14 protein-coding genes and 1 tRNA gene are annotated in these 15,959 nt (G+C 70.1%); 8 read left to right on the top strand and 7 right to left on the bottom strand.

Features of this window, described 5'->3' with window-relative positions; all coding sequences use genetic code 11:
- Nucleotides 1-31: 31 nt before the first annotated feature.
- Nucleotides 32-105, bottom strand: a tRNA-Lys gene (locus OG408_RS14375).
- A gap of 190 nt (nt 106-295) precedes the next feature.
- Between OG408_RS14375 and OG408_RS14370 the strand changes: the two genes are divergently transcribed.
- The 7 genes from OG408_RS14370 (at nt 296) to OG408_RS14340 (ending at nt 9,609) form a co-directional block, all read left to right on the top strand.
- A complete protein-coding gene (locus OG408_RS14370; protein ID WP_285563685.1) occupies nt 296-820 on the top strand; it encodes a hypothetical protein in 525 nt (174 codons plus the stop codon).
- 91 nt (nt 821-911) lie between these two features.
- Nucleotides 912-1,922: a LacI family DNA-binding transcriptional regulator gene (locus OG408_RS14365; RefSeq protein ID WP_266779132.1), complete on the top strand. Its 1,011-nt coding sequence runs from the start codon at nt 912-914 to the stop codon at nt 1,920-1,922.
- Between the two features lie 143 nt (nt 1,923-2,065).
- Nucleotides 2,066-3,439 (top strand): extracellular solute-binding protein, encoded by a 1,374-nt coding sequence (locus OG408_RS14360; protein WP_285563684.1) that lies wholly within the window; start codon nt 2,066-2,068, stop codon nt 3,437-3,439.
- A 2-nt stretch (nt 3,440-3,441) separates the two neighbouring features.
- Nucleotides 3,442-4,434, top strand: coding sequence for a carbohydrate ABC transporter permease (locus tag OG408_RS14355; protein ID WP_326670172.1), 993 nt, complete (start codon nt 3,442-3,444; stop codon nt 4,432-4,434).
- 8 nt (nt 4,435-4,442) lie between these two features.
- On the top strand, nt 4,443-5,330 hold the full coding sequence (locus OG408_RS14350) for a carbohydrate ABC transporter permease (protein WP_266779126.1): 888 nt from the start codon (nt 4,443-4,445) through the stop codon (nt 5,328-5,330).
- Nucleotides 5,331-5,401: 71 nt separating this feature from the next.
- A complete protein-coding gene (locus OG408_RS14345) occupies nt 5,402-7,921 on the top strand; it encodes a glycosyl hydrolase family 28-related protein (protein ID WP_326670170.1) in 2,520 nt (839 codons plus the stop codon).
- Between the two features lie 74 nt (nt 7,922-7,995).
- Nucleotides 7,996-9,609 carry a glycoside hydrolase family 13 protein gene (locus OG408_RS14340; RefSeq protein ID WP_285563681.1) on the top strand — a complete coding sequence of 538 codons (1,614 nt, stop codon included), beginning with the start codon at nt 7,996-7,998 and terminating at the stop codon, nt 9,607-9,609.
- Between the two features lie 78 nt (nt 9,610-9,687).
- Here the strand turns inward: OG408_RS14340 and OG408_RS14335 are convergent, their stop codons facing one another.
- The 6 genes from OG408_RS14335 to OG408_RS14310 all read right to left on the bottom strand — a co-directional run bounded on the left by OG408_RS14335 (nt 9,688) and on the right by OG408_RS14310 (nt 14,967).
- Nucleotides 9,688-10,446: an IclR family transcriptional regulator gene (locus OG408_RS14335; protein ID WP_266779106.1), complete on the bottom strand. Its 759-nt coding sequence runs from the start codon at nt 10,444-10,446 to the stop codon at nt 9,688-9,690.
- A 166-nt stretch (nt 10,447-10,612) separates the two neighbouring features.
- Nucleotides 10,613-11,464 carry an ectoine/hydroxyectoine ABC transporter ATP-binding protein EhuA gene (gene ehuA / locus OG408_RS14330; protein WP_266779104.1) on the bottom strand — a complete coding sequence of 284 codons (852 nt, stop codon included), beginning with the start codon at nt 11,462-11,464 and terminating at the stop codon, nt 10,613-10,615.
- On the bottom strand, nt 11,454-12,098 hold the full coding sequence (gene ehuD, locus OG408_RS14325) for an ectoine/hydroxyectoine ABC transporter permease subunit EhuD (RefSeq protein WP_266779102.1): 645 nt from the start codon (nt 12,096-12,098) through the stop codon (nt 11,454-11,456). The genes ehuA and ehuD overlap by 11 nt, the downstream gene beginning before the upstream one ends.
- A complete protein-coding gene (gene ehuC / locus OG408_RS14320; RefSeq protein WP_285563680.1) occupies nt 12,095-12,829 on the bottom strand; it encodes an ectoine/hydroxyectoine ABC transporter permease subunit EhuC in 735 nt (244 codons plus the stop codon). Before ehuC ends, ehuD begins: the two co-directional genes overlap by 4 nt.
- A 19-nt stretch (nt 12,830-12,848) precedes the next feature.
- Entirely contained in the window at nt 12,849-13,751 is a 903-nt protein-coding gene (ehuB, locus tag OG408_RS14315) for an ectoine/hydroxyectoine ABC transporter substrate-binding protein EhuB (protein WP_266779098.1), read from the bottom strand.
- 256 nt (nt 13,752-14,007) lie between these two features.
- Complete coding sequence (locus OG408_RS14310; protein WP_326670166.1) at nt 14,008-14,967, bottom strand: D-2-hydroxyacid dehydrogenase; 960 nt, start codon at nt 14,965-14,967, stop codon at nt 14,008-14,010.
- Between the two features lie 210 nt (nt 14,968-15,177).
- On the opposite strand from OG408_RS14310, the gene OG408_RS14305 reads away from it, so the two are divergent.
- On the top strand, nt 15,178-15,957 hold the full coding sequence (locus OG408_RS14305) for a maleate cis-trans isomerase family protein (RefSeq protein ID WP_285563678.1): 780 nt from the start codon (nt 15,178-15,180) through the stop codon (nt 15,955-15,957).
- Nucleotides 15,958-15,959: the final 2 nt, after the last annotated feature.

The raw sequence follows: 15,959 nt of genomic DNA, 5'->3' as shown, positions 1-15,959 counted from the left end.
GTGGAACGGTGACCGCCTCGTGCGTTGTCTGTGCGCCGCCAGGGACTCGAACCCCGGACCCGCTGATTAAGAGTCAGCTGCTCTAACCAACTGAGCTAGCGGCGCTTGCTGACTCGAAAATAATACCTGGTCCTCCGGGGTGCTGATGACACGCACCCAAACCCTTCCTGACCTGCGACTTCATGAATGGTGTCGCGCAGTGACGCCAGTGATGGCGCACGCGACGCCACTATTGGCTCGCTATGGCGCCAATGATGTGCCACTATGGCGTCACGGAAATCGAGGGGGATGGGTCATGGAGACAGCAGGAGCACTGCAGGAGCGACAGCCGGCAGCACCCGGCGCCCTCGCCTCCTTCGCGCGCTTCGTGCTCTGCGGGGGCGGAGTGGGTATCGCGTCCAGCCTCGCCGTTGCGGCCCTCGCCTCCTGGATCCCCTGGGCCCTGGCCAACGCGCTGGTCACCGCGGCCTCCACGCTGCTCGCCACCGAACTGCACGCCCGCTTCACCTTCGGTGCCGGCGGACGCGCCACCTGGCGCCAGCACGGGCAGTCGGCCGGATCGGCGGCAGCCGCGTACGTGGTGACCTGCCTGGCGATGTTCGCCCTCCAGGGCTGCGTGGAGGCGCCCGGCGCGGCGCTCGAACAGGCCGTCTACCTGTCCGCGTCGGCGCTCGCCGGGGTGGCACGGTTCGCGGTGCTGCGGCTGGTCGTCTTCGCGCGGACCCGCACGGCGGCGGCGGCCGACACCCGCTCCGTCCACGCGATCGCCGCCCCCGACGGGCTCCCCGCCGACCCTGCGGCGCTCTGTCACGCCGCCTGATCCGGGAGCCGGTCATCCCTGACCGTCAAAGAAAGTCAGTTTCTTTCGTAAGTGATCTTTATTTTTGCGTAGACCTTTGTAGGGTGAGCGCGTGACGAAACGACGACTCTCCCAAGTGGCCGAGTTCGCGGGTGTCAGCGAGGCGACGGTCAGCCGCGTCCTCAACGGCAGCCCCGATGTGGCGAGCACGACCCGTGACGCGGTGCTGAGCGCGCTGGACGTGTGCGGCATCGAACGGCCGCTGCGCTACCGGGCCCCGCGCGCCGCACTGATCGGCCTGGTCGTGCCCGACCTGCAGAACCCGATCTTCTCCGCGTTCGCCGAGGCGCTGTGCGGGCTGCTCAACAAGCGCGGACTGATACCCGTGCTGTGCACCCGCACCGCCGACGGCGTCTCCGAGGCGCACTACATCGAGATGCTGCTCGACCAGAACATCGGCGGCATCGTCTTCATCGGCGCCAGCTACGCCGACGCGGGCCCCGCGCACGGCCGGGCGCTGCGGGAGCGCAAGGTGCCTATGGTGCTGCTCAACGCCGCGGACGAGAACCTCGGAGTGGCCCAGGTCAGGGTGGACGACGCGCTCGCCGCCGAGCAGGCGCTGAACCACCTGACCGCGCTGGGGCACGAGCGGATCGGGATGATCCTCGGGCCGCTCGGGCACGTCCCGTCGGCGCGCAAGCTCGCCGGGTTCGCGGGTTTCTGCAGCCGGCGCGGGATCGCCGCGGACGACTGGCGCAGGCGGGTGGTGCACGCGCTGTTCACCATGGAGGGCGGGGCCACCGCGCTGCCCCGGCTGCTTGCCGAAGGGGTCACCGCGGTCGTTTGCGCAAGCGACGCGCTCGCGCTCGGCGCGGTCCGGGGCGCCCGCCGGCAAGGGCTCTCGGTGCCGCACGACCTCTCGGTCGTCGGCTTCGACGATTCCCCGTTCATGGTGGCCACCGAGCCCCCGCTGACTACGGCCAGACAGCCCATCCAGGCCATGGCGACGGCCGCGGTCGCCGCGCTCGTGGCGCAGATCGACGGCCACGCCACTGCAAACGACCTGATGATGTTCGACACCGAACTGATCGTCCGCGGCTCGACCGCCGCACGCCCCCGCTGAGCACGGCGGCGTTACCGCCCAAGGTCAACAACATTACTTTCTTGCGTAGATGCATTGACTTCTTGCGTAACCGGCTTCTACCTTCAGCGCAGCTCGAAGCGCTCGGGGTCCGACAGCCCCGCACCCAGGAAGGCACGATTCGCATGAATGGCTTGCCCGGCATCAGCAGGCGTCAGGTTCTCGGTTCGGCGACAGCCGTCGCCCTGTCCCTCGCTCTCACCGCCTGCGGTGGTTCCCCCTCCTCGTCCTCCGGCGTGGACAAGAACGGCGTCGTGACGATCAGCGTCAACGGCATGCCGGCCAAGACCCAGCCGGTCGACCGGAAGAACTTCATGGAGGACGTCAAAGCCTTCGAGAAGAGCCACCCGAAGATCAGGATCGACGCCCGCGAGGGCCAGATGGACCCGAAGACCTTCGCCGCGAAGCTCGCCGGCGGCCAGCTGGAGGACGTCTACTACGTCTACTTCACCGACCCCGCGGGACTGATCCAGCGCCGCCAGGCCGCCGACATCAGCAAGTACGTCGCCGACGTGCCGTTCTCCAAGGACATCGACCCGGCGCTGCTCAAGGTCTTCAAGGACGCCGACGGCAAGACGTACGGCCTGCCCACCGGCAACTACTCGCTCGGCCTCCTCTACAACCGCGCCCTGTTCAAGAAGGCCGGCCTCGACCCCGACAAGCCGCCCACCAGCTGGGAAGAGGTCCGCACCGCCGCCAAGAAGATCAGCGCGCTGGGCGACGGCACGGTCGGATACGCCGACTACAGCAAGAACAACCAGGGCGGCTGGCACCTCACCTCGTGGATCTACTCCATGGGCGGCGACGTCGCCACGCAGCAGAACGGCACGTGGAAGGCGGCGTTCGACAGCGACGCCGGACACAAGGCCCTCCAGGCGCTGCACGACATGCGCTGGACCGACAACAGCATGGGCACCCGCCAGCTGCTGGAGATAGCCGACGTCCAGAAGATGATGGGCGCCGGCAAGCTCGGGATGTACATGGCGGGACCCGACAACATCCCCACCATCGTCAAGCAGTTCGAGCGCAGCTACGACGACTACGGACTCGCCGCGCTGCCCGGCACGGCGACGCTCGGCGGCGGCGACGGATTCATGTTCAACCCGAAGGCCTCCCCGGAGAAGATCAAGGCCGGCCTCACCTGGGTGCAGTGGAAGTACCTGCGCGGCCCCGAGCGCGAGGCCGTCGACAGCAAGCGCGCCAAGAAGGACGGGGTGCCGATCGGCCTCCCGCAGCCCCGGCTGTTCACCGGCGCGGCCCAGGCGGAGACCGACCGGATCCGCGCGCAGTACGCCAACACCCCGGTCAAGAACTACCAGCCCTTCGTCGACCGCAACGCCCAGGTCGAGACCAAGGTCGAACCGCCCAACGCCCAGCAGCTCTACACGATCCTCGACGGTGTCATGCAGTCCGTGCTGACCAAGAAGGACGCGGACATCGACCAGCTCCTCAAGGACGCGGCGAAGAAGGCCGACGCCGTCCTCGCCACGGTGAAGTGACGATGACCGTGCAGCCGCTCTCCTCCGCCGTGGCGAAGAGCACAGGCCAGGAGCAGGGGGACCCGGCCGGTGCCGGGCCCCCCGCCCCGGCCCGTACCACCGCGGCCCCCCGGCCCGCCGGCTCCCGGCTGCGCCGGACGGTCCGCGAGAACCTGGTCGCCTACCTCTTCCTCGCCGCCGGTGTGCTCTGCTTCGCCCTGTTCTCCTGGTACCCGATCGTGCGCGGCGCGCTCCTCGGCTTCCAGCAGGTCACCTTCGCCCAGCCCGCCCAGTGGGTCGGCCTGGACAACTTCCAGCGGCTGATCGACGACCCGCTCTTCCTCACCGCCTGGAAGAACACCGGCTACTTCACCCTGCTCGCCCTGGTCTTCGGCTTCGCGGCCCCCTTCGTCACCGCCGTCGTCCTGAACGAACTGCGGCACGGCCGCTCCTACCTGCGGATGACCGTCTATCTGCCGGTCATGCTGCCGCCGATCGTCACCATGCTGCTCTGGCGCTGGTTCTACGATCCGGGCCCCGGCCTGTTCAACAACGTCCTGGAGGTCTTCCACCTCCCCGCCCAGCAGTGGCTGGAGTCGGAGAACCTCGCCATGGTCTCCCTGGTCCTCGTCTCCACCTGGGCCAACATGGGCACCACCACCCTGATCTACCTCGCCGCCCTCGGCGGCATCCCCGGCGAGCTCTACGAGGCGGCGGAGATCGACGGGGCGTCGATCCGGCAGCGGCTGTGGCACGTCACGATCCCGCAGATGCGCTTCATCCTGATGATCACGCTGCTGCTCCAGGTCATCGGCACCATGCAGGTCTTCGTCGAACCCTTCGTCCTCACCGGCGGCGGACCCGACGACGCCACCGTCACCGTGCTCCTGCTGCTCTACCGCTACGCCTTCGTCTACAACGACTTCGGCCTGGCCAGCGCCATGAGCACGCTGCTCTTCGTGGTGCTCGGCCTCTTCGCGGGCGTCTACCTGCGCCTGACCCGGACCAAGGGCTGAGAGGAACCATGGCCGCCGAAACCCCCGTACGCACCCTGATCGCACCCGCCGAGATGAACCGCCGCACCGGCCGGTTCCTCTACCGCTTCGTGCTGGTCCTCACCCTGATCGGCTTCACCCTCACCTTCGTCTTCCCGCTCTACTGGATGACGACCGGCGCGATGAAGTCGTCGGCCGAACTCGCCGACCCCGACCCCACGTTCCTCCCGCAGAGCTGGCACCCCGAGAGCTACGCCGACGCCTGGACCAACGTCGGACTCGGGCACTACTTCCTCAACACCCTGATCCTCGCGCTGGGCGCCTGGCTCACCCAGCTGCTCGTCGACGTCTCAGCCGCCTACGCGCTCTCCAAGCTCCGGCCGCTGCTGGGCAACGTGGTCCTCGGCATGATGCTGGCGACCCTGATGCTGCCGGTCTCCGCGCTGCTCGTGCCGACGTACCTGACCGTCGTCGACGTACCGCTGTTCCACGTGAACCTGATCAACACCCCGTTCGCGATCTGGCTGCCCGCCGCCGCCAACGCCTTCAACATCTTCATCCTGAAGCGGTTCTTCGACCAGATTCCCGCCGAACTCCTCGACTCCGCACGGATCGACGGCGCCGGCACGCTCAGGGTCCTGGTCTCGGTCGTCCTGCCGCTCTCGCGGCCGGTGCTCGCCGTCGTCTCGATCTTCGCGATCGTCGGCGTCTGGAAGGACTTCCTCTGGCCGATGCTCGTCCTCCCCGACGAGGCCGGACAGCCGATCACCGTGGCCCTGAACCGGCTGTCGGAGTTCATGCCCGCCAACCAGCTGCTGGCCGGCATGGCGATGGCGGCCGTCCCCCTGCTCGTCCTCTTCCTGATCTTCCAGCGCCACATCATCGCGGGCCTCACCGCCGGCAGCCTCAAGGGCTGACCCGCCGGGCCCCGCCGCGTGCCGCCTCGGCACCACCCCGGGATTCCCCCACACAGGAAGGACACACAGCCGTGTCTCCTGCACCAAGAAAGCGCTCCCACGCCCTGCGGACGGTACTTCCGCTCCTGCTGTCGATGATCGGAGTACTGCTGTACGGGGCGGCGACGGCGCAGGCCGCCGGCGCCACGCTCGAAGCGGAGTCCGCCCAGCTGTCCGGTGGCGCCGCCGTCTCCACCGAACACTCCGGCTACACGGGCGGCGGCTTCGTCGGCGGCTTCACCGACGCCAACAAGGGCTCCGCTTCGGTCTCGTTCACCGTGCGGTCCGAGGCGGCCGGCGCCGGGTCCATAGCCGTCCGGTACGCCAACGGCACCACCGCCACGATGACGCTCAGCCTGTACGTCAACGGCGAACGGGTCCGCCAGGCCGGGCTCCCCGCCACCGCGAACTGGGACACCTGGGCCACCCACGAGGAAGCGGTCACCTACAAGGCGGGCGACAACACCGTCGCCTGGACGTTCACCGCGTCCGACAGCGGCAACGTCAACCTGGACAACGCCACCCCGGTCACCCCCACCACCCCCACCGACCCGGGGCCCACCACCCTGACCCACCAGGCCGAGGACGCCTTCGTCTCCGGCGGCGCGTCGAAGGCCACCACCGCCACCGGCTACGAGGGCAGCGCCTACCTGGCCGGCCTCACCACCGCCGGGGCCCGTGCCGTCTTCTCCGTCGACGCCCCCGCGGCCGCCACCTACCCGCTGACCGTCCGCTACCGCACCACGGACAGCGCCGCGGCCACCACCACCCTCCAGGCCAACGGCACGACCGTCCGCCGCCTCACCCTGCCCGGCACCGGCGGCGCCTGGGCGACCGCCGACACCGACGTCCCGCTGCGCACCGACCTCAACACCGTCGCCCTGCGCACCGCAACCGGCGACAACGGCGGCTACCAGCTCGACGGCATCACGGTCACCGGCTCCACCCCCTCCGCGACCCGCGGCGCCACCCTCCCGTACACCGGCTACGAGGCCGAGAGCGGCAGCACCAACGCCACCACCATCGGCCCCGACCGCACCTACCTCTCCGTGCCGTCCGAGGCATCCGGCCGCAAGGCCGTCGTCCTCGACAGCAGCGGCGACTACGTGCAGTTCACCCTGACGAAGCCCGCCAACGCGCTGACCCTGCGCTACTCCCTGCCGGACAACGCGGCCGGCACCGGCACGGACGCCACGCTCAGCGTCTACGCCGACGGCACCGAGATCGAGGACCTGCCGCTCACCTCGAAGTACAGCTGGGTGTACGGCGGCTACCCCTACAACAACGACCCCTCCCAGGGCTCCGGCCACCACTTCTTCGACGAGACCCGCACCCTGCTCGGCCGGGAGCTGCCGGCCGGCACCGTGCTGAAGTTCCAGAAGGACTCCGGCGACACCGCCGCCTCCTACACCCTGGACCTCGTCGAGACCGAGACCGCACCGGCCGCGCTCACCATGCCCGCCACCGGCTTCGTCTCCGCCACCACCCTCGGCGTCACCCCGGACGACTCCTCGGACGACACCTCCGCCCTCAACTCCGCGCTCGCCACCGCCACCTCGCAGGGCAAGGGGCTCTGGCTGCCCTCGGGGACGTACGACATCTCCGGCCACATCGACCTCACCGGGGCCGATCTGCGCGGCGCCGGGCAGTGGTACAGCGTGCTGCGCGGCAAGGACGGCAAGGGCGGGCTCTTCGGCCGCGGCGGCACCAGCAACGTCCAGGACCTGATGATCGCCGGAGACGTCTCCTACCGCGACGACGCCAACTTCGACGCGGCCGTCGAGGGCGACTTCGGCAACGGCTCGACCCTGCAGAACCTCTGGATCGAGCACACCAAGGTCGGCCTCTGGATCGACGCCCCCACCACCGGCCTCCTCGCCACCGGGCTGCGCATCCGCGACACCTTCGCCGACGGCGTCAACCTCCACAAGGGCACCACCGGCAGCGAGGTCTCCCAGTCCAGCGTCCGCAACACCGGCGACGACGGGCTCGCGATGTTCTCCGAGTCCCAGGCGGTCACCGACTGCGTCTTCCGCTTCAACACCGTGCAGGTCCCGCTGCTTGCCAACACGGTCGGCATCTACGGCGGCCACGCCAACCGGGTCGAGGACAACCTCCTCGCCGACACGGTCACCGGCTCCGCGGGCATCGCGATCAGCAGCCGGTTCGCCCCCGTGCCGTTCAGCGGCACCACGTCGGTCCAGCGCAACACCCTGACCCGGACCGGCGGTTACGAACCCAACTGGCAGAGCAAGCTCGGCGCCCTCTGGATCTACGCCGACTCCTCCGACATCACCGCACCCGTCCTGCTGAAGGACAACGACATCCTCGACAGCACCTACAGCGGCCTGCTCATCAGCTGGCAGAAGAACATCAGCGCCCTCACCGTCGACGGCCTGGAGATCGACCGGGCCGGCTCGTACGGCATCGAGATCAACTCCGCGGGGGCCGGCACCTTCACCGGCGTCACCGTCAGCGGCGCCACCGACGGCGGGCTCTCCGCCTCGGGCGGCTTCGCGATCACCCGAGGCACCGGCAACACCGGCTGGTAGCCCCGTCCGGTGCGGGCGGCCCGCCCCTGACGGCGGCCGCCCGCACCACCCCTTTGACCGAGCAAGGAGTCTCAGTGACCCACTGGTGGCGGCACGCCGCGATCTACCAGATCTACGTACGCAGCTTCGCGGACGGCGACGGGGACGGCACCGGCGACCTCGCCGGGGTCCGCGACCGGCTTCCGTACCTGCGGGAACTCGGCGTGGACGCCCTGTGGTTCAACCCCTGGTACACCTCACCGATGGCCGACGGCGGCTACGACGTGGCCGACTACCGCGACATCGACCCGCTCTTCGGCACCCTCGCCGAGGCCGAGCAGCTGATCACCGAGGCCCACGGCCACGGCCTGCGGGTGCTCGTCGACCTGGTCCCCAACCACTGCTCCGACCAGCACGTGTGGTTCCGTGCCGCGCTCGCCGCGGGCCCCGGCTCGCCGGAGCGCGAGCGCTTCTGGTTCGTCCCCGGCCGGGGCGAGGACGGCGAACTGCCCCCCAACGACTGGATCTCCTACTTCGGCGGCAGCGCCTGGACGCGGGTCACCGAGGCGGACGGCACCGCGGGCCCCTGGTACCTGCACATGTTCGCCCCCGAGCAGCCCGATCTGAACTGGGAGCACCCCGAGGTGCGGGCCGAGTTCGAGGACATCCTGCGGTTCTGGCTCGACCGGGGCGTCGACGGCTTCCGCATCGACGTCGCGCACGGGCTGGCCAAGAAGCCCGGACTCCCGGACGTCGGCCCCGACCCCGACATCACCGACCTGCCCTACCAGGACTGCGACGCCGTCCACGACATCTACCGTGCCTGGCGCAAGATCCTCGACTCCTACGACGGCGACCGGACGTTCGTCGGCGAGGTCTGGCTGCCGGCCGCCGAGCAGACGGCCCGCTACCTGCGCCCGGACGAGCTGCACTCGGCGTTCAACTTCGACCTCCTGTGCTGCCCGTGGGACGCGGCCGCCCTGCGCGGAGTCGTCGACGCCACGTTCGCCGGGCACGCACCGGTGGGGGCGCCGCCGACCTGGGTGCTGTCCAACCACGACACCATCCGCCATGTCACGCGCTACGGACGCGAGGACACCTCGTTCGACATGGGCGACAAGCGGCTGCGCGACCCGAGCGACCCGGCTCTCGGCCGTCGCCGGGCCCGGGCCGCGGCGCTGCTCACGCTGTCCCTGCCGGGCGGGGTGTACGTGTACCAGGGCGACGAGCTGGGCCTGCCCGAGGTCCAGGACCTCCCCGACGCGCTGATCCAGGACCCGACGTTCGTCCGGTCCGGCGGCAGGGACCGGGGCCGTGACGGCTGCCGCATCCCGCTGCCCTGGTCGGCCGACGGGACCTCGCTCGGCTTCTCCCCGGCGGGCGCGGCCGCGCCGTGGCTGCCGCAGCCCGCGGACTGGGCGGCGCTGAGCGTGTCGGCGCAGGATGCCGACCCGGACTCCTTCCTCGCTCTCTACCGGGCCGCCCTGGCCCTGCGGCGCGAGCGGCTGACCGCGCTCCCGGAGGAGGTGACGTGGGTGGACGCGGGCCCGGACACGGTGTGCTTCGACCGGGCCGGTTCGTTCCGCTGCCTGGTGAACCTGGGCGATCCGGTGACGCTGCCGCCGGACGCGAGGGTGCTGCTGGCCAGTGCGGAGCTGGACGAGGCGGGGATCCTGCCGCGCGACACGGCGGTGTGGCTGTCGCTGTAGGACGCGGAAAGATGTCCTCAATCGCCGGACGGGCTTGATTTTCGGCGATTGAGGACGACGCGGGACGGGCCCGTCCGGTTACAGGGCCAGTGACAGGAGTACCGGCGCCGCACGGCGGTTCAGCGCGTCTGCTGCCGCGCGCAGGCGGTGGGCGTCCTCGACCGGGAGGGACAGCGCCAGGCAGCCCGCCGACGAACCCGCCGTCAGCGGCACCGCCGCGCACACCGTGCCGACGGCGTACTCCTGGAGGTCGAGCACCGGCACGGTCGCCGGCTGGCTGTCCAGCTTGGAGAAGAGGACCTTCTCGCTGGTGATGGTCCGCGACGTCAGCCGGGCGATCTTGTGCCGCGAGAGATGGTCGCGCCGCCCGTTCTGGTCGAGCTGGGTCAGCAGGCACTTGCCGATCGCCGAGGCGTGCGCCGTCGAGCGGAAGTCCACCCACTCGTTGACCGCGGGCGTCAGCGGGCCGTCGGCGTACTGGGTGACCCGGATCTCGCCGTCCACGTACCGGCTGATGTAGACCGCGGCGCCCACCGAGTCCCGCAGCTGCACCAGCGTCTCCTGGAGCTTGGCCTCCAGAGCCTGTCTGCGGGCCGCACCGGAGCCCAGGAGCAGCAGCGAGGCGCCGATGACATAGGCGCCGTCGGCGATCTGCTCGACGTACCCCTCGCGGCGCAGTGTCAGCAGCAGAGAGGTCAGATGCCCGACGGGCAGGCCCGTCTCCCGGGCGATCTGGGTGTCCGTCACACCGTTGCCGTGCTTGGAGACCGTTTCGAGAACGCGAAGGGCGTACTGCACCGAATGGAACGGTGCGGTCGGTTCGGGCTTCAACGCCACGGTTTCCCCCTACCAGGTTGTGACCGCAAGCTCTGCCACCACGATAGCCGCCAAGAGCCGGTTGAGGGGCGGGTGTTGGTGACTCTTCGGGGCGCCCCGGCCCCGTCAGCTGGGGCGCACCCGTCCGGCATATGCCGGAGTCAATGGCGAGCGACGGATGCCGAGGTCACAGCACCGCGTTGAGGAATTCGCGAGTACGTTCGTGCGCGGGATCGGAGAAGATTTTTTCCGGCGAACCCGACTCCACGACCCGCCCGGCGTCGAACATCAGTACCTTCTCCGACACGTCCCGGGCGAAGTTCATCTCGTGGGTCACGCAGAGCATGGTGATGTCGGTGTTGCGGGCGATATCGCTCAGCAGCTCCAGAACACCCGCCACCAGCTCGGGGTCGAGCGCCGACGTCACCTCGTCCAGGAGCAGGATCTCCGGCTCCATCGCCAGCGCCCGTGCGATCGCGACCCGCTGCTGCTGGCCGCCGGAGAGCTGGGAGGGGTGGGCGTCGACCTTCGCGGAGAGCCCGACCAGGTCGAGCAGCTCCCGGGCCCGGGTCTCCGCCTTGTCGCGGTCCATGCCCAGGACGTTGACGGGGGCCTCGATGATGTTCTGGAGCACCTTCATGTTCGGGAACAGGTTGAACTGCTGGAAGACCATCCCGATCTTCTTCCGCGCCTCGCGCAGATGCTTCTCGGAGGCCGGCTTCAGCGAGCCGTCCGGCGCCTGCATGTGCGTCAGCGGGTCGCCGTTGATCCGGATCACGCCGTCGCTGACCTTCTCCAGCGTCATCAGCAGCCGCAGGATCGTGGTCTTGCCCGAGCCGCTGGGCCCGATCAGGGTGACGTGCTCGCCGCGGTCGACCGTGAAATCCAGCTGGTCGAGGACCACATGGTCGCCGTACCGCTTGACGACCTTGTCGAAGCGGACGAGCGGCTGTCCGGAGTCCCGGGGCGCGGGAACCGTGACGACGTCCTCGGGGGCCGTGGCCGCGGTCTTCTGCAGGGGGGAGGGTTCAGTGGCCAAGGCGCTTCTCCAGCTTTCGCATCAGGAGTGACGTGGGGTAGCTCGCGACCAGGAAGATCAGTCCGGCGAGTGTGAACACCTCGGTGTACGCGAAGTGGTCACCCCCGTACTTACGGGCTTCGAAGACCATCTCCTGCACCGTGATCACGGCGAGGAACGGGGTCTCCTTGAACATCGAGATCGCGTAGTTCCCGAGCGCGGGCAGCACGTTGCGCACCGCCTGCGGCAGGATCACGGCCTGCCAGGTCCGCCGGGACGACATGGACAGCGCCCGGCAGGCCTCCCACTGGCCCTTCGGCACCCCGTCGATCCCGGCGCGGTACACCTCGGAGGTGTACGTGGCGTAGTGGATGCCCAGCACCACGATGCCGACGGTCAGCGGCTCCACCGAGGTGAACAGCGCGGCCGCGCCCACCAGCTGGACCAGCAGCGGTGTGGAGCGGATGAACTCCATCACCACCTTCACCGGCACGGTCACGAACCGGGTGGGCGCCCGGCCGGCGACCGCGATGGCCAGCCCGAGCACCGCGGCGACGAGCGTCCCGAGCACCGTGGCCAGCAGGGTGACCTTGAAACCCTGGAGGAGCAGGGGGAGCGCGTCCCCCGCGGCGTTCCAGTCGAATCCTTCGTTCACCGGGCACCTCCGGCAGCCGGGGCGGTCACGGCGCTGCGGGACTTCAGCAGACTGCCCCCGCCGCTCGCCAGGCCGAGCCGCCGCTTGGCGGACCGCTCCAGCAGGTTCATCAGCAGGGTCAGCGCGTAGGCCAGTACGAAGTAGCAGGCCAGCAGGGTCACATACGCGGTGAGGGTCTCACCCGTACGGGTGCGCAGCTTCTCGATCGCGGTCATCAGGTCGGCCGCCGAGATCAGCCACAGCAGCGGTGTGCACTTCAGCAGCTGGATCAGGAGGTTGGTGAGGGACGGGATCATCTGCACCCAGGCCTGCGGAAGGATCACCTTCCGCATCCGGTGCAGGGGCGTCATGTTCAGCGCGACCGCCGCCTCGTACTGGGCCCGCGGCACGGAGTTGATCGCCCCGCGCACCACCTCGGCGCCGTACGCGCCGTAGTTGAGACCGAAGGCGATGACCCCGCAGAGCAGCGGCGTCAGTTCGTAGCCCGTCAGCGGCGGCATCGCGTAGTAGAGCCAGAACAGCTGGACGTACAGCGAGGTGCCGCGGAAGAACTCCACGACCACGCGCGAGACACCGCGCGACAGCAGCAGCCGGCTGATCGACATCAGACCGAGCACGAACGACAGGAGCAGGGCCAGCAGCGCGCCCAGGACGGTGGCCTGCAGCGTCACCCACAGGCCCGAGCGCAGCTGGGGCAGATCGTCGGCGAAGGCGGAGAAGAAGTCATTCATGCGGTGGGGTCCGTCCCTGTCAGCCCTTGCACAGATCGGCCGTCTTCAGGGTGGCCGGCGGGAGCTCGGTGGCACCGAAGCCGTAGTCCCGGAGCAGCTCGACATAGCGGGACTTGTCGGAGACGATCTTCTTCAGCTCGCGGTTGAAGGCGTCCCGCAGCTCCTCGTTGCCCTTGCGGAAGACGGCGCCGCCGGGGCTGTACTGCTTCACGCCGTCGAGCTCCGGCAGGAAGGCCTCGGTGACCTCGGTCTCCGGGTTGGTCTTCGCCAGCCAGCGCAGCGAGATGCCGGTGAGCAGGAACGCGTCGACCCGGCCGCCCTTGACCGCGTCCGCGCCGTCCTGCGGCTTCTGCAGCGACTTGATCTTGTCCTTGGCTATCCCCGCGCCCTCGGCGTACGAGCCCTCGACCGCGCCCGCCATCACGCCGACGGTGATCCCGGCGGCCTTCGCGGAGGCCAGGTCGGTGACCTTCTTCGGGTTGCCCTTCTTCACCATCAGCGCGGTCGGCGAGATGAACTCCGGCTCCGAGAAGAGGGCGTTGGAGCAGCGCTCCGGAGTGATGGCCATACCGGCGCTCACCACGTCGTACTTGCTGGCCTGCAGACCGGGGATCAGCCCGTCCCACTCGGAGAGGGTCGGGCGCAGTTCGTCCACGCCCAGCGCCTTGAAGATCTCCCGGTGCAGGGCGGGCGCCTCGCCCTTCAGCTCCTTGCCCTCCATGTAGCCGTACGGGGCCTCGTCCGCGTACGCGACCCGGACGAACCCCTGCTTGCGGAGCTTGTCGAGGGCCCCCTCACCGTCCGCGGAGTCGGCGCCGGTCTTGCTGCACGCGGTGAGCAGGCCGGGGACGACGAGCAGACCGCCCACGGCTGCCGATCGGTTGAGAAAGCCCCGGCGGGACAGGTTCGGGAAGTCAGCCATGGTTCGCAATCTCCTGAAGGGGTCGAACAGTCCGGACAGGGTTAGCGCCTGCCCGATCCCGTACGTCTATGCAGGAAGAGTTCGCATGTAACCGAACGGTGGCCGGAGGGTGACCTTCCCGTGTCCGATTGCGGGCAGAGTGCGACGGCTCGTGCGCAGCGCGTATTTCGTTGGCGGGTGCGGTGAATGACGGGGCGTTATGCCCAGATGTCCGTCATGCGGGGGCGAAGTGGGGCGTGGGCGGCCCGGGTTGGGGTCAGGCCTCGTGGTCGGTGCCGGGGATGTAACCGAGCCGCTTGTCCACGACGTTGGGCAACGGCTCGCCGGACGCCCACCGTTCGTACATCGCGACGAACTGCTCGCCCAGCCGGTCCCGCCAGCCCGCCGCGTCCCCGCTCATGTGCGGCGACACGATGAGACCGGGCGCGTCCCACAGGGGACTGTCCTCGCCGAGCGGCTCCCGCTCGAAGACGTCGAGCGCCGCACCCGCGATCCACCGCTTGCGCAGCGCGTCCAGGAGGTCGTCCTCGACCACCATGGGGCCGCGTCCCACGTTGATGAACCGGGCCGACGGCTGCATCAGCCCGAAGAACCGGCTGTCGAACATCCCGTGCGTCTGCGGGGTCAGCGGCGCCGCGCAGATCACCCAGTCGGCGCGGGCGGCCAGCCGGTCCAGATCCCCGGCGCCGTGGATCGTGCGCCGGGCCGTGCGGCCCACCAGCGCCACCTCGACCCCGAGCGCCATCAGCAGTCGGGTGATCTCGCGCCCGACCGGACCGGCGCCGAGGACCACCGCGCGGGAGCCCGCGACCCGGGCGGTCTCGCGGTGGTTCCACCGCCGGCGCCGCTGGAGCTCCAGGGTGCCGGGGAGGTCCTTGGCGAAGGCCAGCACCAGCCCCGCCACGTACTCGGCGATCGGCTGCTCGAAGATGCCCCGCGCATTGGTCACCACGGTGTCGCCGGCCACCAGCTCCGGGCAGAGCAGCCGGTCCACGCCCGCGCTCGCCGTGTGCACCCAGGCCGGCCGCGGCCCGTCACCCGGCCAGGCGGCCCGTACCGCGTCCGATGCGAAGTCCCAGACGAGCAGCGCGTCCGCCTCGGGCAGCGCCCGGGCCAGACCCGGGCCGTCCGTGTGCCGCAGGCGCACCCGCCCGGTCAGCGCGCCGAGGCGGGGTGGCGGATCGGCGTCCAGGACGAGCAGGACGGGCTCCGGCATGGGGGCGGTTCCTCCGCGTCGGCCGAGGTGGGCGGGGGCCCCACGCTCGCAGCCGCACCCCACCCCGTCAACAGGCCGAAGCGGTGACCGGGGCGGATGGGGGAATACTGGACAGTGAGCGGGGAAGCCGGTCAGTGCCGTCCGCCCCGCCGCGGCCGGTGCACCGCACACACGACAGGCGTTACCGCACGCAGCACAGGAAGGGTGGACATGACGACCGTCGGATTCCTCTACCCGGGCCACTTCGCGGAGGACGACTTCCCGCGGATGGAGATCCTGCTCGACAGCACCATCAGACTCGTCGTCCACCACACCGAGAGCCCCGACGACGCCTACCGGGAGGACGCCCTGCGCGAGCTGGGCGCCCCGGACCGGCTCGCCGCCGGTGTCGAGGAGCTCCAGCGCTCCGGCGCCCAGTGCGTCGTCTGGGCCTGCGACGCCGGCAGCTTCCTCTACGGGCCGCAGGGCGCCCACGACCAGGCGATGGCGCTGGCCCGGGAGACGGGCGTGCCCGCCTCCAGCACCTCCGTCGGCTTCGTCCACGCCGTACGGAAACTGGGTGCCAACCGGGTCGCGGTCGCCGCGACCTACCCCGAGGACGTCGCCGCGCACTTCACCGCGTTCCTGCGGGCCACGGGCATGGAGGTGGTCGCCACCCACGCGGCGGGCGCGGCAGGGGCCGCCGAGGTCGCGGAATGGGGGCCGGACCGGGTGAAGGAGCTGGCCGTCGCCGCGGACCGCCCCGAGGCGGAGGCCGTCCTGCTGCCGGACACGGCCCTGCACACGGTCGGCCATATCGCCGAACTGGAGGAGTTCCTCGGCAAACCCGTCCTCACCGCGAACCAGGTGGCCGTCCGGGAGGCCCTGCGGCTGGCCGACCGCCCCGCCTGGGCGCCCCGGCTCGGTGCGCTCTTCGCGGCCCGCGAACAGCCCCCGGCCCCGGTGGAGTGGGGGAGCGGACGGTCGTACGCGCACGGGCAGCGGCCCTGAGC

Origin of the sequence: Streptomyces sp. NBC_01257, from assembly GCF_035917255.1 — a bacterium.
Lineage (GTDB): Bacteria > Actinomycetota > Actinomycetes > Streptomycetales > Streptomycetaceae > Streptomyces.
This window is presented reverse-complemented; position numbering and strand designations above follow the sequence as displayed.